20 protein-coding genes are annotated in these 22,044 nt (G+C 61.5%); 15 read left to right on the top strand and 5 right to left on the bottom strand.

Annotation, left to right across the window (positions count from 1 at the left end; genetic code table 11):
• The first annotated feature begins 237 nt into the window (after window positions 1–237).
• Window positions 238–1,902: a hypothetical protein gene (locus C1932_RS02265; protein ID WP_108761082.1), complete on the top strand. Its 1,665-nt coding sequence runs from the start codon at window positions 238–240 to the stop codon at window positions 1,900–1,902.
• Window positions 1,903–1,996: 94 nt separating this feature from the next.
• Entirely contained in the window at window positions 1,997–2,398 is a 402-nt protein-coding gene (locus C1932_RS02260) for a TonB family protein (protein WP_159094488.1), read from the top strand.
• A gap of 47 nt (window positions 2,399–2,445) precedes the next feature.
• Here the strand turns inward: C1932_RS02260 and C1932_RS02255 are convergent, their stop codons facing one another.
• From C1932_RS02255 to C1932_RS02240, 4 genes are all read right to left on the bottom strand, one after another.
• Complete coding sequence (locus tag C1932_RS02255) at window positions 2,446–5,625, bottom strand: XVIPCD domain-containing protein (protein ID WP_159094487.1); 3,180 nt, start codon at window positions 5,623–5,625, stop codon at window positions 2,446–2,448.
• A 244-nt stretch (window positions 5,626–5,869) separates the two neighbouring features.
• Window positions 5,870–6,511: a DUF1629 domain-containing protein gene (locus C1932_RS02250; RefSeq protein WP_108761079.1), complete on the bottom strand. Its 642-nt coding sequence runs from the start codon at window positions 6,509–6,511 to the stop codon at window positions 5,870–5,872.
• 325 nt (window positions 6,512–6,836) lie between these two features.
• Window positions 6,837–7,469, bottom strand: a complete 633-nt coding sequence (locus C1932_RS02245; protein ID WP_234412275.1) for a DUF1629 domain-containing protein — start codon at window positions 7,467–7,469, stop codon at window positions 6,837–6,839.
• Window positions 7,470–7,877: 408 nt separating this feature from the next.
• Window positions 7,878–8,522, bottom strand: a complete 645-nt coding sequence (locus C1932_RS02240; RefSeq protein ID WP_108763324.1) for a DUF1629 domain-containing protein — start codon at window positions 8,520–8,522, stop codon at window positions 7,878–7,880.
• Between the two features lie 206 nt (window positions 8,523–8,728).
• Here C1932_RS02240 and C1932_RS02235 point away from each other — a divergent pair, with 206 nt between their 5' ends.
• From C1932_RS02235 to C1932_RS02220, 4 genes are all read left to right on the top strand, one after another.
• Complete coding sequence (locus C1932_RS02235; protein WP_108761077.1) at window positions 8,729–9,352, top strand: hypothetical protein; 624 nt, start codon at window positions 8,729–8,731, stop codon at window positions 9,350–9,352.
• Between the two features lie 211 nt (window positions 9,353–9,563).
• On the top strand, window positions 9,564–10,325 hold the full coding sequence (locus C1932_RS02230) for a hypothetical protein (RefSeq protein WP_108761076.1): 762 nt from the start codon (window positions 9,564–9,566) through the stop codon (window positions 10,323–10,325).
• Between the two features lie 51 nt (window positions 10,326–10,376).
• Window positions 10,377–11,762 (top strand): NAD-dependent succinate-semialdehyde dehydrogenase, encoded by a 1,386-nt coding sequence (locus C1932_RS02225; protein ID WP_108763323.1) that lies wholly within the window; start codon window positions 10,377–10,379, stop codon window positions 11,760–11,762.
• Window positions 11,759–12,769, top strand: coding sequence for an FAD-dependent oxidoreductase (locus C1932_RS02220; protein ID WP_108761075.1), 1,011 nt, complete (start codon window positions 11,759–11,761; stop codon window positions 12,767–12,769). Before C1932_RS02225 ends, C1932_RS02220 begins: the two co-directional genes overlap by 4 nt.
• Before the next feature lie 859 nt (window positions 12,770–13,628).
• Here C1932_RS02220 and C1932_RS02210 read toward each other — a convergent pair.
• Entirely contained in the window at window positions 13,629–14,261 is a 633-nt protein-coding gene (locus C1932_RS02210; protein ID WP_108761074.1) for a DUF1629 domain-containing protein, read from the bottom strand.
• Window positions 14,262–14,818: 557 nt separating this feature from the next.
• Between C1932_RS02210 and C1932_RS02205 the strand changes: the two genes are divergently transcribed.
• The 9 genes from C1932_RS02205 to C1932_RS02165 all read left to right on the top strand — a co-directional run bounded on the left by C1932_RS02205 (window position 14,819) and on the right by C1932_RS02165 (window position 22,037).
• Complete coding sequence (locus C1932_RS02205; protein ID WP_234412273.1) at window positions 14,819–15,802, top strand: hypothetical protein; 984 nt, start codon at window positions 14,819–14,821, stop codon at window positions 15,800–15,802.
• Complete coding sequence (locus C1932_RS02200; protein WP_234412271.1) at window positions 15,702–16,340, top strand: aldehyde dehydrogenase family protein; 639 nt, start codon at window positions 15,702–15,704, stop codon at window positions 16,338–16,340. The genes C1932_RS02205 and C1932_RS02200 overlap by 101 nt, the downstream gene beginning before the upstream one ends.
• 578 nt (window positions 16,341–16,918) lie before the next feature.
• A complete protein-coding gene (locus tag C1932_RS02195; protein WP_108761073.1) occupies window positions 16,919–17,419 on the top strand; it encodes a hypothetical protein in 501 nt (166 codons plus the stop codon).
• 150 nt (window positions 17,420–17,569) lie between these two features.
• Window positions 17,570–18,070 (top strand): hypothetical protein, encoded by a 501-nt coding sequence (locus C1932_RS19780; RefSeq protein ID WP_159094486.1) that lies wholly within the window; start codon window positions 17,570–17,572, stop codon window positions 18,068–18,070.
• Between the two features lie 200 nt (window positions 18,071–18,270).
• Window positions 18,271–18,777, top strand: a complete 507-nt coding sequence (locus C1932_RS02185) for a hypothetical protein (protein ID WP_108761071.1) — start codon at window positions 18,271–18,273, stop codon at window positions 18,775–18,777.
• Between the two features lie 247 nt (window positions 18,778–19,024).
• The gene (locus C1932_RS02180) at window positions 19,025–19,522 is read left to right on the top strand and encodes a hypothetical protein (RefSeq protein ID WP_159094485.1); all 498 of its coding nucleotides are present in this window, start codon (window positions 19,025–19,027) and stop codon (window positions 19,520–19,522) included.
• 70 nt (window positions 19,523–19,592) lie between these two features.
• Window positions 19,593–20,102, top strand: a complete 510-nt coding sequence (locus tag C1932_RS02175; RefSeq protein WP_108761069.1) for a hypothetical protein — start codon at window positions 19,593–19,595, stop codon at window positions 20,100–20,102.
• Window positions 20,103–20,448: 346 nt separating this feature from the next.
• Window positions 20,449–20,949, top strand: a complete 501-nt coding sequence (locus C1932_RS02170) for a hypothetical protein (RefSeq protein WP_159094484.1) — start codon at window positions 20,449–20,451, stop codon at window positions 20,947–20,949.
• 587 nt (window positions 20,950–21,536) lie between these two features.
• Complete coding sequence (locus C1932_RS02165; protein WP_108761067.1) at window positions 21,537–22,037, top strand: hypothetical protein; 501 nt, start codon at window positions 21,537–21,539, stop codon at window positions 22,035–22,037.
• Window positions 22,038–22,044 lie beyond the last annotated feature (7 nt).

Here is a 22,044-nt window from a genome sequence, read left to right as displayed (position 1 = left end):
GGCTGGTGGAGGTGGGGCTGGCGACGCAAATGGCTTGCTGAATGTGTGAACCAGAGAGCATTCCGGTGATTCCGGCAGGGTGTTGCAGCACGCGGCGCTGGAGTGGCGTGGTGCTGTCAAAACACGTGCAACGATCTGCATACTCGGTGCGCTGCATCTTCTCGATATTCAAGATGCAGGGCACGCAGCGTGTATGTGCGTAGCACGCCACTCAAGAATCTCCCGAACCCGCCGCTAATGCCGTTCAAGCGCCCGTTCGAGAACCCGATGAGCACCGAATACAGCACGCCGCCGTCCCAGGCCGCCACCGTCAACCCGATGCGTCTGCCCAACACCCTGCACCTCACTCTGGGCGCATTCGCCATGGTGATGGGCCTGGTGCTGCTGCTGGGCGTCAGTAACGCCGAACAGGTACGCGCCATGGGCCTGGGCTCGGTCGGCCGTGCCATGACCGGCCTGACCCTGCTGCTGTTGGGCGGCGTGCATGTGGGCGTGGCCATGCGCTACTTCCGCTTCACCGTGCTGCCGGGCGAGGCCGGGCAGATTGCGGTGCCGTCGGGCACTGGCTCGGTCAGCAACCACCTGGTGGGGCTCATCAACGACGGCATCACCGTGCGCCAGCGCCCAGATGATCCGCTGCTGTCCATGCTGTATGGCCTGGTGCCGCACCTGATCAACGCGCCGTCGGCCATCCGCTGGCATGCCGAAACCCAGCTGCGCCGCGCCGTGTATCTGGCCGGTGTACTGGTCAGCTTCGCGCTGGCGTGGGTGTTCGCCCAGCCTGCGGCCTTTGCCTGGATGGCCGGCCTGTACTTCGCGCTGGCCGTGCTGCTGCTGAAGCCTTTCGCCACCCTGGCAGCCATCCGCCGCGGCGCCATGGAAGCGGCCCCCGACACCGTGCCCGCACCGCGCTGGGGTGCGATGGTGGCGCTGCTGCTGGTATCCATTGCCGGCCCGCTGGCCATCACCCTGTCGCCGGTGCAGGTGCCGACGCCGCCCTTCGCCGTGGCCACCGTCGTGCTGCCCACCATCGCGGTGCTGGGCAGTGCGCTGATCGCCAGCGCGTTGTTCACCGTTTCGCTCATCGCCCAGACCGGCGGCTACAGCGCCTCGGCCGCGCGCCATCTGGTGCGCGAGGATCTGCAGATGCCCGATCTGACCAGCGGCCTGCTGGAGCGCCTGAAGACGCGCATGCCCTACCCCAGCCAGTACTACGCGCAGGACCACGAGGTCAGCAATGATGCCTTCGACGGTCACCTGCTGCTGGAAACCGAACCGCGCGTGCGCGCTGACCAGAGCGCACCGCGCTTGGCCGAAGCGTTCAGTGCCGCCTGGAATTCGGACACGCAGCGACCGCTGCTGGCGCTGGGCCTGTTCGGACTGGTACTGGGCCTGGTGGGCGTGGTGTTCGCCTTCCTGTACGCGCGCAGCAGCGGCGCGGCCATGATGGGCCTGATCGCGCTGGGCTTCATCTCCTCGGCGCAGTTCGCCCTGGCATCGGCACACAAACTGTGGAACCGCGTGGACTTCCAGTCGACCGTGTACCGGGTCAGCTACCGCGGCACCTACCACCGCGCCAAGCGCGTGGCCGGCAATGCCTACGCCGGCAACGGCACGCTGGCCGAGGGCGCCGTGCGCTTCGGGCCGCTGCGGGTGGCGGTGTGCGTGGCCGAAGTAACCTCGGTGGCCTTCGCGCGTGGCGGCAAGCGCCACATCACCGCGCTGGACCTGCTGCCGGACGAATCGCGCGCCCTGTTCGGCGTCTTTGAGGACTACAGCCGCGACGCGCAGGATCGGGCTGGCCAGTTCTACCAGCAGGAACACCAGGTGCGCGAGGTGATGAGCCAGGGCGCACGCCCGCCGGAGCTGCCGCAACGCCAGCAGACGGTGGAACAGGTGTAATGCACGGCCCCCGAGGTTCGCTTCGGAGGCCATTCTTTGGATGGAACGTGTCGCCAGGCGTTACGCTGGCTGGCACTGGAAACGGAGTTTCCCGATGTCTCGATTCACTGTGATGCTGGCGCTGGCGGCGTTCGCCTGTGGCGCACCTCCTGCTGCAGCCAGCGCCGAAACGCCCGCTGTTACTACCGAGGTGTTCGTAGAGCCTGGTGACAACGCCGGCCTCGTACTGGAACACGCCCCCGCCACGCTGTATGCGCCGCTGCCGCGCCTGCCCGACGGTGTCCAGGCACCGCCGTTGCCGATAGTCGTGGCGGCCGATGTGGATGCCACCGGTGTGGTGACCGATGTGTTGGTGGAGCTCTCCAGCCGCCTGCGTGACGTGGATCGTGCGGCGTTCAGCACGATCAACCAGTGGCGGTTCGAGCCGGTAGTGATCGATGGCGTGGCAGTGCCGGTAAGGTTGCGGGTGAAGGTGCAGTTCCTGGCAGAAGACTGACAGGCGTCTGCCCGGCGGTCGCTGAGTGCACGCGCCGTACAGGCGGTCTAGCCCGCGCTGGCCGCACGCACCTGAATGTCCTGCTGCACGCGCTCGTCCTCCAGCTGCTGCTGCGCAAGATTGGCCGCTGCACGCTGGGCCGCCTCCTGGCTGACCGCATCGAACGCCTGCAGCGATTCCTCCACCGGTGTCTGCACCGCCTGCTCGGTGGGCATGTCGGCGCGCCGGTGGGCGGGGTCGGCCGGATCACCCTGCACCACGAACAGCCGGTGGCCAGCGGGATGCTCCGCGGTGGCGTTGCTGACCAGCACGTGGTCCACCCGCTCCAGGTCGTTGTCCTTGGCCAGCACCAGCAGGCTGGCGGCCACCCGCTCGCTGGTTGCATCGAAGCTGCGGCCGTATCGGGCGTCCAGGTCCTGCACGCGCTCGCAGATCTGCTGGTAAAGCGGGTGGTCGGCATGGCCCGGGCGCGTGGGGTTCGTTGTGTCCTCAGGCGCGCCCTGCAGCGGCTCAACAGCGCCGGGCTGGGGCGCAGATGCGGGTGCCGCAGCTTCGGGCACGGCCTCCTCAAGCACCACCTCGGGCGCTGGCGCAGGCTTGACTGCGGTCTGCTCGCCCTCAGGCGCCACGGCGCGATCGACGGCGGGCTGCTCCGCAGATCCCTCTGGCACAACCTGTGCCGCCTCCGGTTGGTTCTGCAGCGGCGCTGCAGCTTCCATCTGTACGTCCGGCGCAGGGGGCGGGGGCGGCGGGTCTGCGACCGCAGTGCTCGCGTGGGCCATGGGCTCGCGTTCAGAGGGCTCGTCCCGCACACGCTGCGCAGTGACAGGCGCTGCCTCGGCCTGCGTTGGCAGTGACTCAGGCGTAGTGTCGTGGCTCGGCTGCAGCGAGGGCTCGGCAGCCACCGGCGTGGAATGCCTGGGAGAGGCGCTTTCGGCCGCTACCTGCGGCGCCGGGTGCTGCGCCGCTTCGGTGCGCCACTCGGGCTCTGCAGTCTCCTCAACCTGCCGTGATGGCTGGGAGATTCGTGGGTCATCCGTCGGCAGCAGTGCATTGGGATCGCGCTCCCGTGTTGGGCCGGCCGGCAGCACCGGTGGCGCAGCTGCAGCCGTCGGCTCAACGGGCGTGGGCGGGCGATGCCGTTCCGCTGCGCGCTGTGCTTCGGCGACGGCGTCGCCCGCGTCGGCAGGTGCGGGATCGTCCGGCCGCGCATGCTGTGCGGCAGCCAACGCTACCTGGCCCGCATCCACCGTGGCCGCACCCTGCCGATTCGCCTCCTGCAGCGCCTGCTGGTACGCCTCTTGTTCGCGCGGCGACAGTGCGGCAATACGCAGCTCGGGCGACTCGGGTATCGGCGCCTGCTCGCCAGCGCGCTCGCGCACTTCACGCCACGCCGCCTGCAGCTCTTCGGTGCTTGTCGTGGCAACCGGCCGAGCCACACCGTCTTCGCCCACCTGGTAATGGGTAATGGCGCGCGATTCACCCGCAACGCCGTCCACCGGGGGCGCCAATTGCTGCAGTGTGGGCCCATTGATGCCGTGCTGGCTGCGTGTACGCTCCATTGCCAGCTCGATGGCGTCCATCCACTGCGGTGAAGGCGTGATGCCGGCCGAGGCGTATCTATGCCGGACCTCGTTGCGGTTCATCTCCGCATTCGTGGGTGCCGGCCTGGCCTCCAGTTCGGCAAGGTTGCGCTCGAGCGCATCCAGCGATGGCTGCTGGATGGTTCGGGTCAGCTCCAGCTCCAACGCCATGTTGCCCTGGGCCACTACGCCCTGGTGCGACCATTGCCCAGCCGCATCGCGGTGATACAGCGTGTTGTCCGACCCAAGAATGGCATCGGGCCTGGCGCGCGCCGCGTCCACGGCGTCCGGCACCAAGGGCACGAAATCACTGGCGCGGCTTGCCGCGCGCGCTTCCAGGTAGCTGGCTGCGATTGCCGCCTTGCCATGCGCGATGTTGTCTTCGATGCGCTGCACGGCCTGCTGGTTCAACTCGGCCGCGCGTTCTGGGGTGGCTATCTGGGTTTCGTACACGCCGCGATCGTTGGCCCCCACCACGTCTGTCTTGACCTGTCGGATCCATTGCTCGGTCTGCGGATCGCGCTGCCAGTTCTGGTTGTCCAGACCGTTCACATCCTGCGGGCCAGCGGGAAGGTTGAACGGGTTCTGCGGCTCGGGCGCCTTGCCCAGTGCCAACTCGACAGCGCTCGCGCTGGCCTTGGCCCCCAGCTCACGCGCCTTTTCATAGCTGGCACCCACGCTGAACTCGACAGCGTTGGGCGAACGTTCGGCGGCATCCTCCAGCTTCGCCTGGCGCTGCCAGTTCAGCCTGTCGAACTTCCAAAGCACACCCGCCGCGTCTTCCTGCTGATACACCGCACGGTTGTCGAGCAGATCGGCACCCTTGTCGAAGGCCTTGCTCATGAACAGCGCGTCGGCCGCCACCACCGCCGCCGGCACGAAGCCGGATGTGCCGATGAGCGATGCCGTGGCCATGCCGCCCAACCAGCCCCCGCCACTGCGTGCGAGTGTGTGGTTGAACTCGGACTGGGCGGCGGTGCCATTGCCCTGCTGCAGGTGCTCGGAGATGCGTTGGGTGGTCAGGATGGCGTCCACGCCGGAGGCGAGGAGACCGCCGGAGCGGACGAGCTGACTGGCGGAGGCTTCGCCTATGAGGACGTCGAGGGTTACGAAGCCGCGTTGCTGCCTGACCGGCACACGTATGCGCGACGCGGTCTCTTCGCCGAGAGCCGACTCAACTAGCAGAACGCCACCCGGAGACATCTGCAGTCGTCCAGCGCGGTGTGCTTCAGTGATAGCTTCCGATAGGCCACTTCGCTGGAGTTCAATGTTCCCACCACGAATTAACGGCTGTCCCGATGCTTGGAAATGCTGAAGCGTCGTGACAACTCGCTGCTCGCTCGAAGTAACAGCACTCCACTGTCTGGACATGATGGGTGCTTGTTCGTGTACCGCAAGCTGTCCAGCGTACCGAGCCGCATATTCATCTGGCTTTCGATAGAACTGCTGGATCTGTGCTCGCGCTTGGTCCGTGGTCTGCCCTAAGGCCGTGTTCGTACGTAGATCACCATTGACTAGGCCAATCTGTGAAACATCGCTCAGCCGGTGCACCTTCGCCGCAATGCGATCCAGTGCGTCGGAGTCACCGGAAATAGCAGCCCGACCATCCTTGGTTTGCTCTAGCCGCGCCAGATAGTCATCCAACCCCACTCGATAGTCTCTTATCGGACCACCGCTATGAGGAGAGACTCCCAACGCATGGGCAAGGGCTTTGTCGGATGGCATATTGATCAGATTCAGATCCGCGTCTATGTCGAAGCGGCCGGAATTCGTCAACGCCCTTAGCAATCGACTGTTACCCAGAGTTTGGTGCTCAATGGCGTGGTGCTGCTGAAAGCTAGGTACTGTCCGAGGCATTTGAAGGCTCCTTCCTTGCAGCCCGACACAATCAAATATCTGCAGCGTCTATGAATGACATTCCGCTTTCAAACGAATTCCCGGGGACACCCGCAGAACGCACCGCGTCAACGAACGTTCGGTCAGCAATAACAAATGTACTGAAAGGCGTCAGAAAGACATGCGCATCAGCCACAGCTTCCGGCCGAAATGTCAGCTTCGCACCTCCAGCAATGGAATAGAACTTCCCGTTCACGAAATCTTCGTCAACCTCGATATCAAGCTTTGAAGCAGACTCGTCCAGCGCATCCAGTTCGCGAACCACATCACAAAGATAGTAGCGAGGACCAATCGCGCCATCAGGCAGACGAACTTCGCACTCAGCGAACTCAAACGCCCCTGGGTCCACCTTATTCATTACACGGTGCAAGCGTTCCGACACGAGCCAGTAGCCACTGAACCCTCCCTCAAGATCACGGGGCGCGGGACCTTTGGATGCATCAAAGATGATTCTTGGCTTCTCGCGAAGAGCAGGAAATCCGCCTTTCTCGGGGCGAACAATGAGTCGAGGGGGCGTGAGCAACTCCTGCTCATTGTCAAACTCAGCACCTCGAAAGGCACGACGGCTCTCCAGATCAGGTGCAAACAGGTAGTACAGTCCGAGTTCGGGACCATTGAGGCTCATCTGTTCCATTCTCTTGTCCTAGAATTCAATGCGCTGCCGGAAGGGTGGAGTAGCTTACCTCCTCATAGTACTGTCACTATGGGGCGCTCGGTCTCGCACAAGCAAGCGCCCAGGGGCCAGGAATCCAACAGCGCAACGACTACATTTCAGGTGGCTGGCTTTCGTCCTGCTACCCTCCTAATAGTCATCGCTGACAATGATCTTCGACTGCGATGACTCTTCATCCAACGCGTCCAACGTTTTTGCGACGATGGCTCTGCAGGATCACTCCATTGGACTACATTCTCGCGATCTCCTTCGCAATGACTCTCTTGCGGAATTGCTCGCTGGGCGATCAAAGGCTGGCGGCATCAATGAGCCACACTCCACGCGTGAGGGGAGTGTTTCCAAATCCAGACTCAATCATCGCGTCACGCATGACGCGATCGCAGTACACGTCTGCAGTGAACGGAGTCCTGAACACATGGGATCCAGCTACGACGTCCTTGCGAAAGGCGAGATTGGCGCCACCGGCTATGTCATAGAACTTGCCATTTGGATATCCATCCACGAGCACTTCCACGTTGGACGCTGCCTGATCAATTACATCCAAGGTGCGAACGACTTCACACAGAAAGTATGAATTGTCCGCAGAGAAATCCGCAGATACAAACGCGCACTTCTTGAACTCGAACCCCTCCGGATCAACTCTTTCAAGTACATTCTTGAAAGCCTCGGAGACTAGCCAATAGCCTTTGAATCCTCCCTCAAGATCACGGGGCATTTCCCCAATCGAACTGTCATAGCGAAGGCACGGGACATCCCTCAGGCCCGAGAGCCCCCCGCTTCCGGGCGGCAGACTGAGGTGGCGTGCCAGCGGGATGTCCTGTTTGTTCTCCAACACTAATCCTCGTCCGCGGCCACCACCCCTGGTATCCGGCGTTACGAGGTAGAACTCGCCACTCCTCGACGCGTTGACTTCTTTCACTCTGATATCCCGATTCGAAGCATTCTCTGCCGTACACACGCCTTGGTGCCCGGGCCTCATCCGCCGCCGATTTCTCCGCCTTCTCGCATACAATTCCGTGCCAAGGCAAATCGCGTGCACCGGCAACCAACGGCAGCTATGTTTGGACGGCTTCATCCACGATGGCCGGCAACGGCCCCTTTTTACTCGGGGCTGGGCCTTCGGGCAATCGGAATGCAATGAAATCCCATATGGAACGGACCTGCGTCACACCCCGCGCCCGCCACGGCGGGGAACCCATCACCGGGCCAGGTCTCCAAGGTACCGGCCTAAGAAATCGAACACAGCCGTGCCCAGCACAGGGAGGTACTCGGGCCTTGCGGCTGGGGGCCATCGCCCCCGGCGGAGGCCAGAGTTCTTCTTGCAGCTTCAGATATCTGTTGCGTCCGTAAACCACAGCCCTCGGGATATTTCCCCGCCACCGATTCCAGCGGCCAGAACCGCAATCCGCAGTGCGCTGTCGCAGAACACCAGATTTCCTGAGTAAGGCGTCCGGAAAATATGCGAGGCTCCAATCACATCCTTGCGGAACGCCAAAGAGCTTCCTCCTCGAAGGTCGTAGAACTTGCCTCCTGGATAGCCTTGGTCTCGAACAACACGAAACGTTGAAGCGTCTTCGTCGACCGCGTCCAGGACGCGAGTAACATCACATAGGAAGTAGCTTGGCCCCTTGGAGCCATCAGCAAGCCTGTAGTCGCACGCCAAAAATTCAAATGCGTCCGGGTCGAATGAGACGAACACGTCACGCAGGCGGGCCGAGACCAGCCAGTAGCCACTCATTCCCCCCTCAAGGTCCTCCGGAGGTTCACCCTTCTTGGGCGAGTAGACGAGTAGCGGTTTTTCGATCAGCGGAGGAAATCCCCCTCCCTCAGGACGGAGAACAAGCCGTGGAGGAACCCTAAGGTTTTTTACATTCTCGAACACCACGCCGTGCCCCCTCCCGCCACGAGTTGTGTCAGGCATCAGCAGGAAAAACTCCCCACGCTTTGGCAGGTTTGACTTCGACGGCTCCATACTTCTCATCTTCCCCCTGAATACCGGCTTCCAGCCTAATTGCAGGTGGAAGTTGCTGGAAGAGGTATTCATATCGAACAGCTCCCCCTGTTCAAGTAACCGGCCTGAGAACTCGAACACAACCCTGTCCAGCTCCGGAAGGTACTCTGGCCTTGCGGATGGGGGCATAGCCCCCAGCAAAGGCCAGGAATCTCAAGGAGTTCAACATGCAAGGAAGACAACTGATATGGGCCGCTACCCTCGCGCTGTTCTGCGGAACAACCCATGCCCAGACCTCCGCCGCCGCTGCCGCTGCAGATTTGGACGCGGAAATGGAAATCGTTACCCGCAACTACATCACTGAGAACCCCAGCGTTTCGATCGATGACGCCATCACACGGCTCACCATCCAGGGCGAACTCAATCCCACGTTCGAAGCGCTCAGAAGCGAGTTCGCGGACCGCCTGTCCTCCCTTTCGTTGCGGCATGCACCCGATCAGCACATCTTCGTGGAACTGACCGGAACCGAGCCGGTGCCCAACCGGGTAGTGAAGACCGAAAGCGGAAGCACGCGCGTGGTGTTCGAGACCGGGAACGTGCACACGGAAGCGGAGTTCGATCGGATACTGGAACGTAACAACCCGCTGATCTTCAGCTCGATTCCAGGGTTGACAGGCATCTCGGGCTTTCCCGGCGAAAACCGCGTGCTGATCATGATCGAGGGCGATGCGGAGATGGCCAGAAGCCTGGACCCACAGGTGAGGCAGCTGGCGCGCACCATGGGGCTCAAGGTCGACATTGAGCCCAACCAGCGCAGGTCACGCAATCTCCACTCTGGACCTGAAAGATGAGCGCCAAACCGACCGGCTACTCCGGTAACCGTTACCTGTCGTTCGCCCTGTAAACGCACTGCTGACGGGGCGGCGCCCGCCGAACTCCCCGCCGCCCCTGACATCCCCATCACCCGCTTTCACACCGCTGGAATCGCGGCCTGCGCACGATCAGCCACACCCCCAAGCAGACCCCAGCGATGGCCCCCCAAAGCCTCGCTACCTGATCCTGATGCAGCAACTCGCCCCCGATTTCTGGAACCTGCGCGGCACCTTCAAGGTCGCCGGGCTGCTCGACGTAGGTACGCAGCTTTCTGTACTCCGCCGCAGCAATGGCCGCTTCGTGGTGCTGGACAGCTACACCCCCAGCGACGCCCAGCGCCAGGCCCTGCTCGGCCTTACCGCCGGCGGCACATTGGTGGACGCGATCATCAACGTGCATCCGTTCCATACCCTGCACTGCGAGCCGTTGCACCGGCTGCTGCCCGCTGCCCGCCTGATCGGCACCCGCCGTCATCTGCAGCGGGCGCCGCACCTGCCGTGGCATCCGCACGTGATCGAAGACGTGGCCACCCAGGCCGACTTTGCCGACGACCTGGATTTCTCTATTCCTGCGGGTCTGGATCTGGTGCCGACCAATGACAGCGTGCACGCCGGTTCGGTGCTGGTCCGCCATCGCCACAGCGGCATTGTCCACGTGGATGACACGCTGAACGTGCTGGCAGCGCCCGGCGTACTGGGCACGTGGCTGCCGCAGTCGCGCCTGAAGTTCCACCCCACGCTGTCGCGTGCGCTGCAGGCCCGCGCCGGTGCCGCTGATGCGTTTGATCGCTGGGCCCGCGCATTGGCCGAGCGCTGGGCCGGCACCCCGTTTGTCTGTGCCGCCCATTCGGCGGTGCGCGAGCTGCCCGCCCATGGCTGGCGCGACGAAATGCTGAAGGCCCTGCACAACCTGCAGGGAGCGCTGCACCGCCATCGCCGTCGCTACGGCTGACGCCGCCCTTACCCACGCCCTCCCTTCCCCAAGACCAAGGTGGACCTGACCATGACCAAGCAACAGCTCACGACCATCAATCCGCTTACCGAACAGGTGCTGGATACCTACGCCTACATGTCCGACGCCCAAGCAGCGGACACGGTGAAGGCCTGCCACGAGGCTTTCCTGCAGTGGCGCCTGCGCAGTCTGCAAGAGCGCGCCGCGGTGGTGGCCGCCATTGCCCGCAAGCTGGAAGAGAAGAAGGAAGCCTTCGCCCAGCTGATGACCAACGAAGTGGGCAAGCTGATCGGCGACAGCCGCAGCGAGGTGGATCTGTGCGTGGCCATCTGCAAGTACACCGCCGAGCAGGGCCCGACGGTGCTGGCCGATGAAGAGCGCCCCTCGGCCAATGGCGTAGGCATCGTGACCCACTCGCCCATCGGCGTGGTGTACGGCATCCAGCCGTGGAATTTCCCGGCCTACCAGGCGGTGCGTTACTCCATCGCCAGCCTGATGGCCGGCAACGGCGTGCTGCTGAAGCATGCCGAAAGCTGCACCGGCAGCGGCCTGTTCCTGCGCGACCTGTACGAGGAAGCCGGCCTGCCCAAGGGGCTGTTCGGCGTACTGCTGATCAGCCATGACCAGTCCGATGCCATCATCGACCATGACCTGGTGCGCGCGGTAACGCTCACCGGCAGTGAAAAGGCCGGGCGCACGGTGGCCGAAAAGGCCGGCAAGGCACTGAAGAAGACCATGCTCGAACTCGGTTCCAACGATGCCTATCTGGTGCTGGACGATGCCGACCTGGAACTGGCGGTGAAGACCTGCGTGAAGGGGCGCCTGTTCAACAACGGCCAGACCTGCGTCAATGCGAAGCGCTTCATCGTGACCGAGAAGAACTACGACGCATTTGTTGAGGCGTACGCAACGCAGTTCGAGCAGATCCGCATGGGCGACCCGAATGACGGCAAGACCCAGCTCGGCCCGATGGTGTCCAAGGCCCAGCGTGACACCCTGCACGAGCAGGTCAGCAAGAGTGTTGCCCAGGGCGCGCGGCTGGTGGTGGGTGGCGAAGTGCCGGCCAGGACCGGCTGGTTCTATCCGGCCACGGTGCTGGCCGATGTGACGCCAGGCCAGGTGGCGTACGAGGACGAACTGTTTGGCCCCGCTGCGGCCATCATCAAGGCCAAGGACGATGATGACGCCATGCGCATTGCCAACGACAGCCGCTACGGGCTGGGCGGCGGCATCTTCAGCCGTGATGTGAAGCGCGCGCGCGAGCTGGCCACCACGTACTTCGATACCGGCATGGTCTGCATCAATGGCTTCAACGTGGCCGGCCCCACCCTGCCCTTCGGCGGGGTGAAGGCATCGGGCTACGGGCGTGAGCATGGGCCGGAGGGGCTGAAGGAGTTCGTCAACATCAAGTCGATTACGCTGCCGGCGGCCCCATGAGCACGCCCCTGCACTGTGATGTGGCGGTGATCGGCGCCGGCACGGCCGGCTTGGCAGCAGAGCGGGCCGCACGCCGTAATGGAGCTTCCACGTTGCTGATCGATCCGCACTTCAGCGGCACCACCTGCGCCAACGTCGGTTGCATGCCTTCCAAGCTGTTGCTGGCGGCTGCCAGGCAGGCCGAGCGCGTGCGCCGTTCAGACCTGTTCGGCATCCGCGTGGAGGGCATGACGATTGATGACGTGGCAGTGATGCGGCGCGTGCGTGAGGAGCGTGATCGCTTTGCAGCACTCACCCGCAAGCAGATCGAAAAACTGGACCCTGCTACGCGGTTGACCGGTCGTGCGCGGTTTGCCGCGCCGACCACGCTGGAACTGGACGACGGCCGACGCATTGAGGCACGCGCCATCGTCATCGCTACCGGCTCCGCGCCTGCCTTGCCGCCGCCCTTTGAAGCACTGGGCGACCGCGTGCTGACCAACGAGAGCCTGTTCGAACTGAAGCAGCTCCCCAAGCGCGTAGCGGTGGTGGGTGCCGGCTCGCTGGGCCTGGAATTCGCCCAGGCTCTGGCCCGGCTGGGCGTGCAGGTCACGCTGCTGAGCAAGGAGACAACGCTGGCCAAGGTACGCTGCCCGCGTGTGCACGATGCACTACTGGCGGTGCTGAAGCGCGATATGGAGGTTCACCTCGGTGTGGACGTGGCCCCCCAGCGATGCGATGAAGGCGTACGCGTACGCTGGAGCGGCAAGGACGCAGCAGATGGCAGCGTGCAGGTGGACTACGTTGTGGCTGCACTGGGCCGCCCGCCCAACCTGGACGACGTGGCGCTGGACAAGGCACAACTGGCGCTCGACAAGCACGGCGTGCCCTGCCACGACCGCGAGACGATGCGCTGCGGTGACAGCGCGGTGTTCCTCGCCGGCGACGCCGCCGCCGACCTGCCTCTGCTGCATGAGGCCTCGAGCGATGGCGCCATTGCTGGGCGCTGGCGGAGGCTTCGCCGATGAGGAGGTCCATGGTTACGAAGCCGCGCTGCGAGACGGGCTTGTACTGCGCTGGAGATGGTGCAGTCAGATCATAGATTCCTCCCCGCGCGGGCCCGATGGATGGCAGATCATCCACTAAGGCGTGCCGGACGCGCGCGTGGGTCACATCCGACAATGTTAGGCGCCCCGCCTGTTCCGCCTGCGATATCGCCAGACGCATCTCCATTCTGCCTGCCACTTCGCGTGCAAACGCGTCCCGCTCACCCGGGCCGGCAACCAGGTTCTTGGGGCTACTGTGGATCTCATCAATGATCCGCCCGATCCTGGCGTCTGAGTGAGTGACTGCTGCCCACTCTGACTCCACTGGCCCCATTGATCGCAGCATCCTGAGCTGGACTGCATGTTCCGCACGGTACGTTTGCGGGTCGGAGAAAAACCTTAGGTTTCGAGCGTTGGCTTGATCCTTTGTCAACGCATCTGGCGTGGTGGCAAGAGCATCTCCATTGATTAGACCAAGCTTCAATGTCTCTTGGAACTCAGTCACCCGTGCCGCAATGCGAGCCGCAGCAGCAGGCTCTTTTCTCATTGCGGCCATACCATCGTCAGTCCTGCGCAGGTCATCGAGAAAGCTGGTAACACCGTCCGTGTACGAACTTCTTGTGCGACCACGGTGGGGTGACGATTCAATATCCTCGGCAAGATCCCCCTCTACAGGCAAGTAGATGCGATTCGCCGAGGAATCTTTCTCAATGAGCTTGAGCTCATCCAGCCGTTTAAGCAGCGGATGATCTCTGAAGAGGTTCTGCTCCAGAACATGGTGACTTTGCAGTATTACTTGACCAGCAGCCATAAGATTCCCTTCCGGCACATGCAGGCACTATCAGATATCCGCAGCGTCGATCAGCCGCACGCCGCGCGTCACGGGCTCCATTCCAAAGCCGCCCTCCAGAAGCGCATCACGCAGAGTCCTGTCGCAAAAGACATCAGCGGTATAGGGCGTTACGAACACGTGTGCCGCGCCTACTACTTTCGCGTCAAACGCCAATCGCGCGCCTCCCGCGAGGCTGTAGTACTTGCCATTCCTATAGCCCTCGGTCAGTACCTTTACCTTGGACGACGCCAGATCAACTGCATCAAGCACCCTCGTCACTTCGCAGAAGTAGTGCGGCGCAGCTGTGGCACCACTCTCCAGGACAAACTCGCATTCGACGAATGCAAAACCCTCAGGATCCACTGACGCAAGCAGTTGCTTCAGCGGCTCTGACACAAGCCAGTAGTCGGTGATGCCGCTCTGCAAATCCTTTGGCATGTCCCCCAGCCGGGGTTCATGCCGAAGGCGTGGCTTCACTTTCAAGTTCGCAAGCCCTCCAGCCTCAGGAGGGATGCTCAGGCTGGCGGGAAAAGGAATTTCATCTTCATTCTCGACCTCAACGCCGTGCCCCCGCCCACCACCGCGCATGTCAGCGCGAAGGATGTAGAACTGCCCCGATTTTGGTCCGCTTTCATTCGTCATACTCGAGCCCTATTCGAGAACATGTTTCACGATCTTGCTGGCAACAAGTAATCGCCAGTTAGCAGTCGCTTCCAATATGTACTTCTCGGCGACATGATTTTGCACCGCGGCAGCACCAGCGGGAACGGTCTGACCAGCGGCGTCTGGTCCACCCGGACCGACGCTGAATGTGAGTCCGCCTGAACTCCGGACTCGGCCTGGCAACCGCCGACGAATGCCATGCACACGGTCATGGCCAAGCAGAGCAGTGTTCTTCCTTGTGGAAGCATTGCGGTCCCTCGTTGCTGCATCAAATGGCTACCAGAGCTATGCCTGACGATCTCTTATACACCTCGGTGAAGAATGCTTCCGCGAACAGGTTCACTCCGTCCCAGCCCTTTCCATTGGAGATCGATTCTCCCTTCAGAAATCCTACGCTCCGGGGCAGTTGCCTATGCGTCATTTACGACAGCGCATTCCCGCCTACCCCGGAATCCAGACGCCCGTCACAGCGGCTTGGTCGCAGTGTAGCCAAGCACTCTCCATAATGGTCACGATCCAGCGCAAGGAACTCGCCCATGAGCAACGCACCGGTTCGCCGGCTTGCCTGCGCCGCGCTGGTGGCCGCCCTCAGCGCCACCGCCTGTGCCAAGGCTCCATCCACGGAAAAGGATTCCAACGGCACCATGTCTGAAGACACTTCGAGCTCCCGCACCGTCGGCGGCCACACCTACACGACGCAGCCGGTAGAGGCCAGGCTGGGACCCCATCGTTTCATGTTCCCGGCCAACCTGTATTACGACCAATCCGGCCCGCTTCCCGATGGCGGGGTGATGCTGACCGTGTTCTGGCCTGACTTCGATGCCGCGCCCCCGGGCAACCGCCCGGTACGGTCGGTGGAGGACAGCCAGCGGCAGGTGCTGATCGAGTTGAACTATCTGGATCGCGTGCCGATTGCTGACTACCTTGGCCGACGCTCCAGCAACGATGCCACGGCCGAAGCGGGTTCACTGCGGAGCCGCAACCCGGCCCAACGTCTGGAATTGCGGGACGCCCAAGCCGAGCGTTGGGGCCTGACGCCCTATGCGATCAATCCCGTACTGATGGATGCCTACGTGAAGGATTCAGAGGCTGAACTGGGCGTGCCCTATCGGCGTAACCCGGCGCTGGAGCCCGTTTGGTATGTAGCGCGCTCGACCGATGGAAGGCCGACCACCTTCATCAGTTGTGACCCAGGCGATCGGGTGCCCGACGGGTTGTCGGTGCAAGGCAGCGCACTGGCATCTACAGGTGCAGAGCGGATCGCAATGTGCCGCCACTCCATGGTGGACGTGGACAACAACATCACCATTGAGATGGGCTATGCACGCGTGATGCTGCATGACTGGCAGCGTCTTGAGTCAGCGGTTCGCGCGTTGCTGCGCCTATCTGGTGCTGGACGATGCCGACCTGGAACTGGCGGTGAAGACCTGCGTGAAGGGGCGCCTGTTCAACAACGGCCAGACCTGCGTCAATGCGAAGCGCTTCATCGTGACCGAGAAGAACTACGACGCATTTGTTGAGGCGTACGCAAAGCAGTTCGAGCAGATCCGCATGGGCGACCCGAACGACGGCAAGACCCAGCTGGGCCCGATGGTGTCCAAGGCCCAGCGTGACACCCTGCACGAACAGGTGAGCAAGAGCGTTGCCCAGGGCGCGCGGCTGGTGGTGGGTGGCGAAGTGCCGGCCAAGACGGGCTGGTTCTACCCGGCCACGGTGCTGGCCGATGTGGCGCCAGGCCAAGTGGCGTATGAGGACGAGCTGTTTGGCCCCGCTGCGGCCATCATCAAGGCCAAGGACGATGATGACGCCATGCGCATTGCCAACGACAGCCGCTACGGGCTGGGCGGCGGTATCTTCAGCCGCGATGTGACGCGCGCTCGTGAGCTGGCCACCACGTACTTCGATACCGGCATGGTCTGCATCAACGGCTTCAACGTGGCCGGCCCCACGCTGCACTTCGGCGGGGTAAAGGCATCGGGCTACGGGCGTGAGCATGGGCCGGAGGGGCTGAAGGAGTTCGTCAACATCAAGTCGATTACGCTGCCGGCGGGGGCGTGATGATCCGCTGCCGGGCGAGCCAGCGCTGACCTTTGGTAGTCATTGCGTTCTGGGGCGCCACGGTGCGCTTTGCACGGCGGGTCGCGTTGTCTACTGCACTCGTGCTGTGCCCTGTCCGCAACCGCGGTCCTAGCCGGGTGATCGAATCACGAGGTCCGCGGGCAGGTGCCGTTGGCGCGGGTGACGCTATTGGCTTGCCAACGGCGGGTGCCAGGAAGTATCAACGTGCCTTCAGGACGCATTCTTCTGGAGCGGCGAGAGCGGTGAACGTGCAGTCGGGGCCGACTGGCCAATGGAATTGTCGATGACTGGTGAGCAGGATTGGTGCCTCAGCGTACTCGCGCGCCGTTTCCCACTTCATCCCTTGCATGCGGCGGGGGCGAACTACATCATCTTCACAGCGCCAAGCAATGACGGGTGGTGGAACCGAGCCAGACCTTCCTCGGCGATATCGGCCCGCTACGCGGCAGTGAACCAACGGAAGCCTGACCACGCGCTGGGCGAGGATCGCCCCGTACCCCGCCATGCCCGGCCCTCAAACTTCGCCAGTTGCTCTATCGAACATCCAGGGATCAATCATGCCTCTCCGCTTCGCAGCGCGATCCGGTTCCTCCTACGATTCGATCAGCGGAATCACCATTCCCGCACCACGAATTCTGCCAGGAGAACTGGCGGATGGGACGGCCGCAACGGAGTACCAGTACTCGTTCTATCTTGATGGAAAGCGGATTGGCGGCCTTGGTTTCCATGGAACGGACGAGCTCATAGAGAACAACGGTCATCCAACGCGAGCCACTACTTTTGACCTTGGCCACAATTGGTTGATCACGTCACTTCTCGAGCTCAAGAAGATGATAGGAAACGTCGACAGCGACTTCTCGTTCCTGCGAGACCTTGCTCAGGGGCTTGCAATGGCGTGTTCCGACCGACCCAACAGCGTAGAGCACCTCCAATATGTCGCGATCACCACCGCAAGTGCGCTGGCAACTGCAGGCGTGCTGATCCCGGATCAGAATCTGGTCGACTCCCACAGCCATGTCGTTCTTGCCGAGGCGTATGTACCAGCCAGTTCGCCCTGAGGGATGACTCCATGAGAGATGGCGGTTTGGCCAACTGCCACCAGACTAAACGAATGGCAGGCAGCACAAGGCCGGCTCCCTTACGCACGAGACATTACGTCATCATCAACGTGCCCCAACAAACTCATCATCGGAAGGCAGGAAAAGATCGTGCCCGTTGAGTTCAACCCCCAAGCAAGAACTGCTTTCGACCGGTTCAACGGCATAACCATATCGCTCCCAAGAATCGTCGCCTCAGACCTCCCAGACGGGAGCGAGGCCACGGAATATCAGTACACCTTCCGACAAGGAGAGCGGATCCTTGCAGCCATGTCTGTACTTGGAACAGAGGAACGAACTGGAGAGAGTGATTGTTGGGGCTGGAAGCGCACTCTGGACCTGAGCTCCACCCACACCATGGAGCTCATTGCCAGGCTCAAGGCAGAACTTGGAAGTAGCTATGAGCCCGTGAATCTTCTGTGGGCTGTTGCGAAGGGTCTGCTGTCTGTTTTCGCCAATCAGACTGACAACGTACGCGAAGTCCGCTACGTGGCCGTCACGCGAGCAGGAGCCCTGAGACACATCGGCATCGACGTCTCTGAAGGTGTCGCGTTGGAAGCCGATGACCCAATCATCCTGGCCGAGCTCTCCATCCCAGCTCACGTGTTCTGACGTCAGACAACATGGATCAGTTCGCATTCAAGGAAGCTGTACTTGCCAAATTGCAACCAGCAGCTTGCGTGGCGGATGGTGGAGGACCTTAGGCTCTGGCCCATAGAGCAGCCAGAATGAGGGGCGTATAGTCCGCAACAGGACGCGATGGAATCCTTGAATCCCATCACCTGCAACCCGACTCCATTGAAGGATCAATCATGCCGCTGGAATTTCAGCGTCAGCCAGGCACCGCAGTCGATCGCCACACCGGCGTCATCATCACCGCACCGCGCATCCTGCCGGCGAGTCCCCCCGAAGATGCGAGCCACACCGAGTATCAGTATCTCTTCCATCGCAATGGCCAGCGAGTTGGCGGACTGGGGCTGTTTGGAAGCGACGAGATGGTTGAGACAGAGAGCGGTTGCGAACGCGTGTTTTCTCTGGATCTGGGTCGCGACTGGGTTCTAAGGTCCATCCTCGGCTTCAAGCAGACGTTGAACGATCAGGACAGCAACTTCGTCTTCCTGTGCTCAGTTGCGCAGGGGCTGGTGCTGGCGAACATGGACCACAGCAGTGCAAGGTATGGCGTGCGATACGTTGCGACCACCACGGCCGAAGCACTTGCTCGCAACGATATTTCCACAGTTGGCTTGGCTCCCCCTCACCATGGAAGCGTCATCATCCTGGCTGAAGCAGTCAATCCCGTCCGTGCGGATTGGCGCTGACGATCATGTGCGACTTCATATCCGGCGGCCCCGCTTTCGCAACGTCTTGCGGGGCGATGAACACTCGAATGCATGCTCGAGACTTCAGATCGATGGCTTCAGGCCCTGTCGGTAACCATGTTCACGTCGATTCGCGCGGCAGTGAGCCTACAGATATGGTGACTTTGCAGACAGGCGGCGATCAAGCGCTGCACTGATGAAACCGCACAACTCAAGTTCGGCCCCGAAGGTCTCTCAGGAAAGCACCATGCCAATCCGATTCATTCCAGTCGAGAACACCGCGTTTGACCCAGAAAGCGGCGTAACCATTTCCTTCCCAAGAATGCTGCCCGCGATCAGGCGGGATGGGAGCGACGAAATAGAGTATCAGTACATGTTTTGGCGTAAAGATGAGAGGGTTGGCGGGACAGGATTCTTTGGCACCAGCCAGGTCATCGAACAGCATGGAGATCGCGAAGTTCGCTATACGCTGGAATTGAGTCCGCATCAGGCTCTAGAGTCTATCCTTAGACTGCAGAAGCGGTTGGGGAACACCGATGAAAAGTACTCCTTCATCTGCAGCGTTGCCGAGGGCCTTGTGACTGTGTTTTCCGGCCGAGTCAACAACACGGAGCGTCGTCGCTATGTGGCGTTGGCGAAGGTTGATGATCTGGTCCGGCTGGGAGCGTCGCCACCAAACGTCGCTCAGAGCGACGACGGCTCCATAGTTCTGGCGAGCATCTGCGTTCCTGAACTCTGCGACTGATGTCAACTGCCTGCGGGTGGATGTCCGCACAGTGAAGGCTAGGCACATCGATCCCCTCCAGAGGAATGCAATGCCCATTGAGTTCAAGCCAGACTCCAACTCCGCATTCGACGCATCGAGTGCGGTAAGAATTTCTTTCCCACGGATTCTGCCGGCAAAGCTGCCCGACGGAAGCGAAGCCATTGAGTACCAATACACTTTCCGCCGTGACGGAGCGCGGATTGCGTCGATCGGAATCCTTGGCACCGAAATTCTTTCGGTTCGGGGTGGCGCACAGGAGCGTCTTTGCACGCTGGACCTTAGCACCTGTGAAGTGTTCGAATCGATCATCGACCTGAAAAGAGATATCGATAACTCCGACGATACCGCATCATTCATCCACGCTGTCGCGCAGGGACTGCTGAACGTCTTCTCCACTCAGCCCAGCATTTTCGAGAGCATTCGGTACGTCGCCGTTTGTCGGGTTGATTCGTTGAGCCAACTCGGTGTGGCGATAGCCGAAGACGGCATGGAGCTATGCGATGGAGTGGCCCTCCTGGCCAGTCTTTCTGTTGCGCAGCAGCGAAATGAGGCTGGGTAAGGAAGACTATGCCAATGCATTTCAGGCCACTCGGGAGCTCTGCTGTTGACGAGAGCAGCAACGTATCCATCCCGCAGCCTCGTATGCTACCCGCAAGCCTGCCGCAAGGCGGAACAGGCATCGAGTTCCAGTATGCGTTCCGATTGGATGACGTTGTGCGCACGACCTTGCGTGGGCTAGCCAACAGAGCGAAGGGAAGTCCGCTATCGCCTCATCAGGTGGAGTGAATTACCGGCTTCATCGATGCGGTCGAGCGTCATGTGTATCCTTTCAGTCGCTCTCCCCTTTGACCCAACCCCTCCCAAGGGCGGATCCCGAGAGCGCAGCAGGAATGGCAAACACTGTCATGCCCTTCGATTTCGAACCTACAGAGAAGTCTGCCGTAGATGAGCAGAGCGGAATCTCTATCCTGCGACCCAGGGTGCTCCCAGATGCTCAGCTGGATGGCAGCGTAGGCATTGAATACCAGTACACGTTTAACCGCGACAGCAAGACTGTGTGGGCCATTGGCTTCTTTGGCAAGCAGGCACTCATTAGCACGAACGGCGGTCGCGAACGCCGTTACACACTGGACCTTGGCCCTGATTGGGTACTCAATGACATGCTCAAGTTCAAGGGCTCGCTCGGCAATTCAGATGAGCCATTTGCGTTCATTCAGAGCCTTGCACAGGGTCTTGTGAATTCGTTCGCTGTACAGGTCGGCAACCCGCAGGACCTGCGCTTTGTAGCTTTCACCCGCGCCGACGCACTGACACGAGTTGGGGTACAGGTCCCGGAGGGAACTCCAATCTGCGATGACGGCTCCATCATCCTCGCCAACGTCTTCATCTGCGCTCACCAAGTCTGAGGAGGACCTTCATGGCGAGCTTCACCTTCGATGACTATGCCAGGACGACGTTCTCTACAGCGACAAATGTAGCCGACGACACCATTATCAGTCCGCAACAGAGGGACGAGGTGATCGACTATCTGAAGTGACCTGGCTCTGGCCCCAATGGCGCGGCGAGTGTTTCGGAGTAGGTGAAAGGGAGGCTGCACGGCTTCCTCGACTCATGAAGCATTACACCGCGTGGGGTATGGGACCCAGGAGCACTCCAGGACACCATCTGGAATCCAGTTGGCTTGCGGGCAACTGGAGGCGGGGCGGGTGACGCAATTGGCTTGCCGAATGTGTGACGCAGGCAGCAATCCCGTGCGTCCGCGAGCCAGGGTGTGGAGTACAGCAGGAACGCCTCATATAGTTGGCGCATGTGAAGCAAGGGACTTGCTTATGGACTTCATCATGAGACCGCCGACGCTGCTACCGTTGACTGAACGTTCGCGTGGGCGACCGGTGTGTTACCGCTGGTGAAGCCCTCCTTGTTCTTGTGAACTCCGATTGGCCAATTTGACTGGTCATCACCAGTAGTCTCACCACGAACTGCAGGAATTGAGATGCCCTTCCACTTCCAAGCCAAGCCCTACTCTTCGCTCGATCCGATCAGCGAAACAGAGATCCCTCTTCCAAGAATTGGACCGACTGTCCTCGCGGACGGCCGGCAAGGGACTGAGTATCACTTCGCCATCTATAGAGGAGAGTCACGGGTAGGCGGATTAGGGTTCGATGGGTGGGATGAATTGACCCAAGATGTGGGTTACCCCGTTCACGCCTTCGTCTTTGACCTTAGGCGCCCTCAGGTCATCCAAGACATGCTGTCATACAAGCAGACGTTGGGTAGTGCGGATGACGACTTCACCTATCTCCAAGGCCTCGCACAAGGCTTCGTACTGTCATTTGCCGGTCGGACTGACAACGATGAGGCCCTACGGTATCTGGCGGTTACCAGCCGACAGGCACTACTGGAATCGCAAGTCCCGGTGCCTGCAAACGTCGCTCAAAGAGAGGACGGTTCCATTGTGCTTTCCAGCATCGACGTCCCTGTGCTCGGCGACTGAGGTCACA

This window comes from Stenotrophomonas sp. YAU14D1_LEIMI4_1 (genome assembly GCF_003086815.1).
In the GTDB taxonomy this organism is placed as follows: domain Bacteria; phylum Pseudomonadota; class Gammaproteobacteria; order Xanthomonadales; family Xanthomonadaceae; genus Stenotrophomonas.
This window is presented reverse-complemented; position numbering and strand designations above follow the sequence as displayed.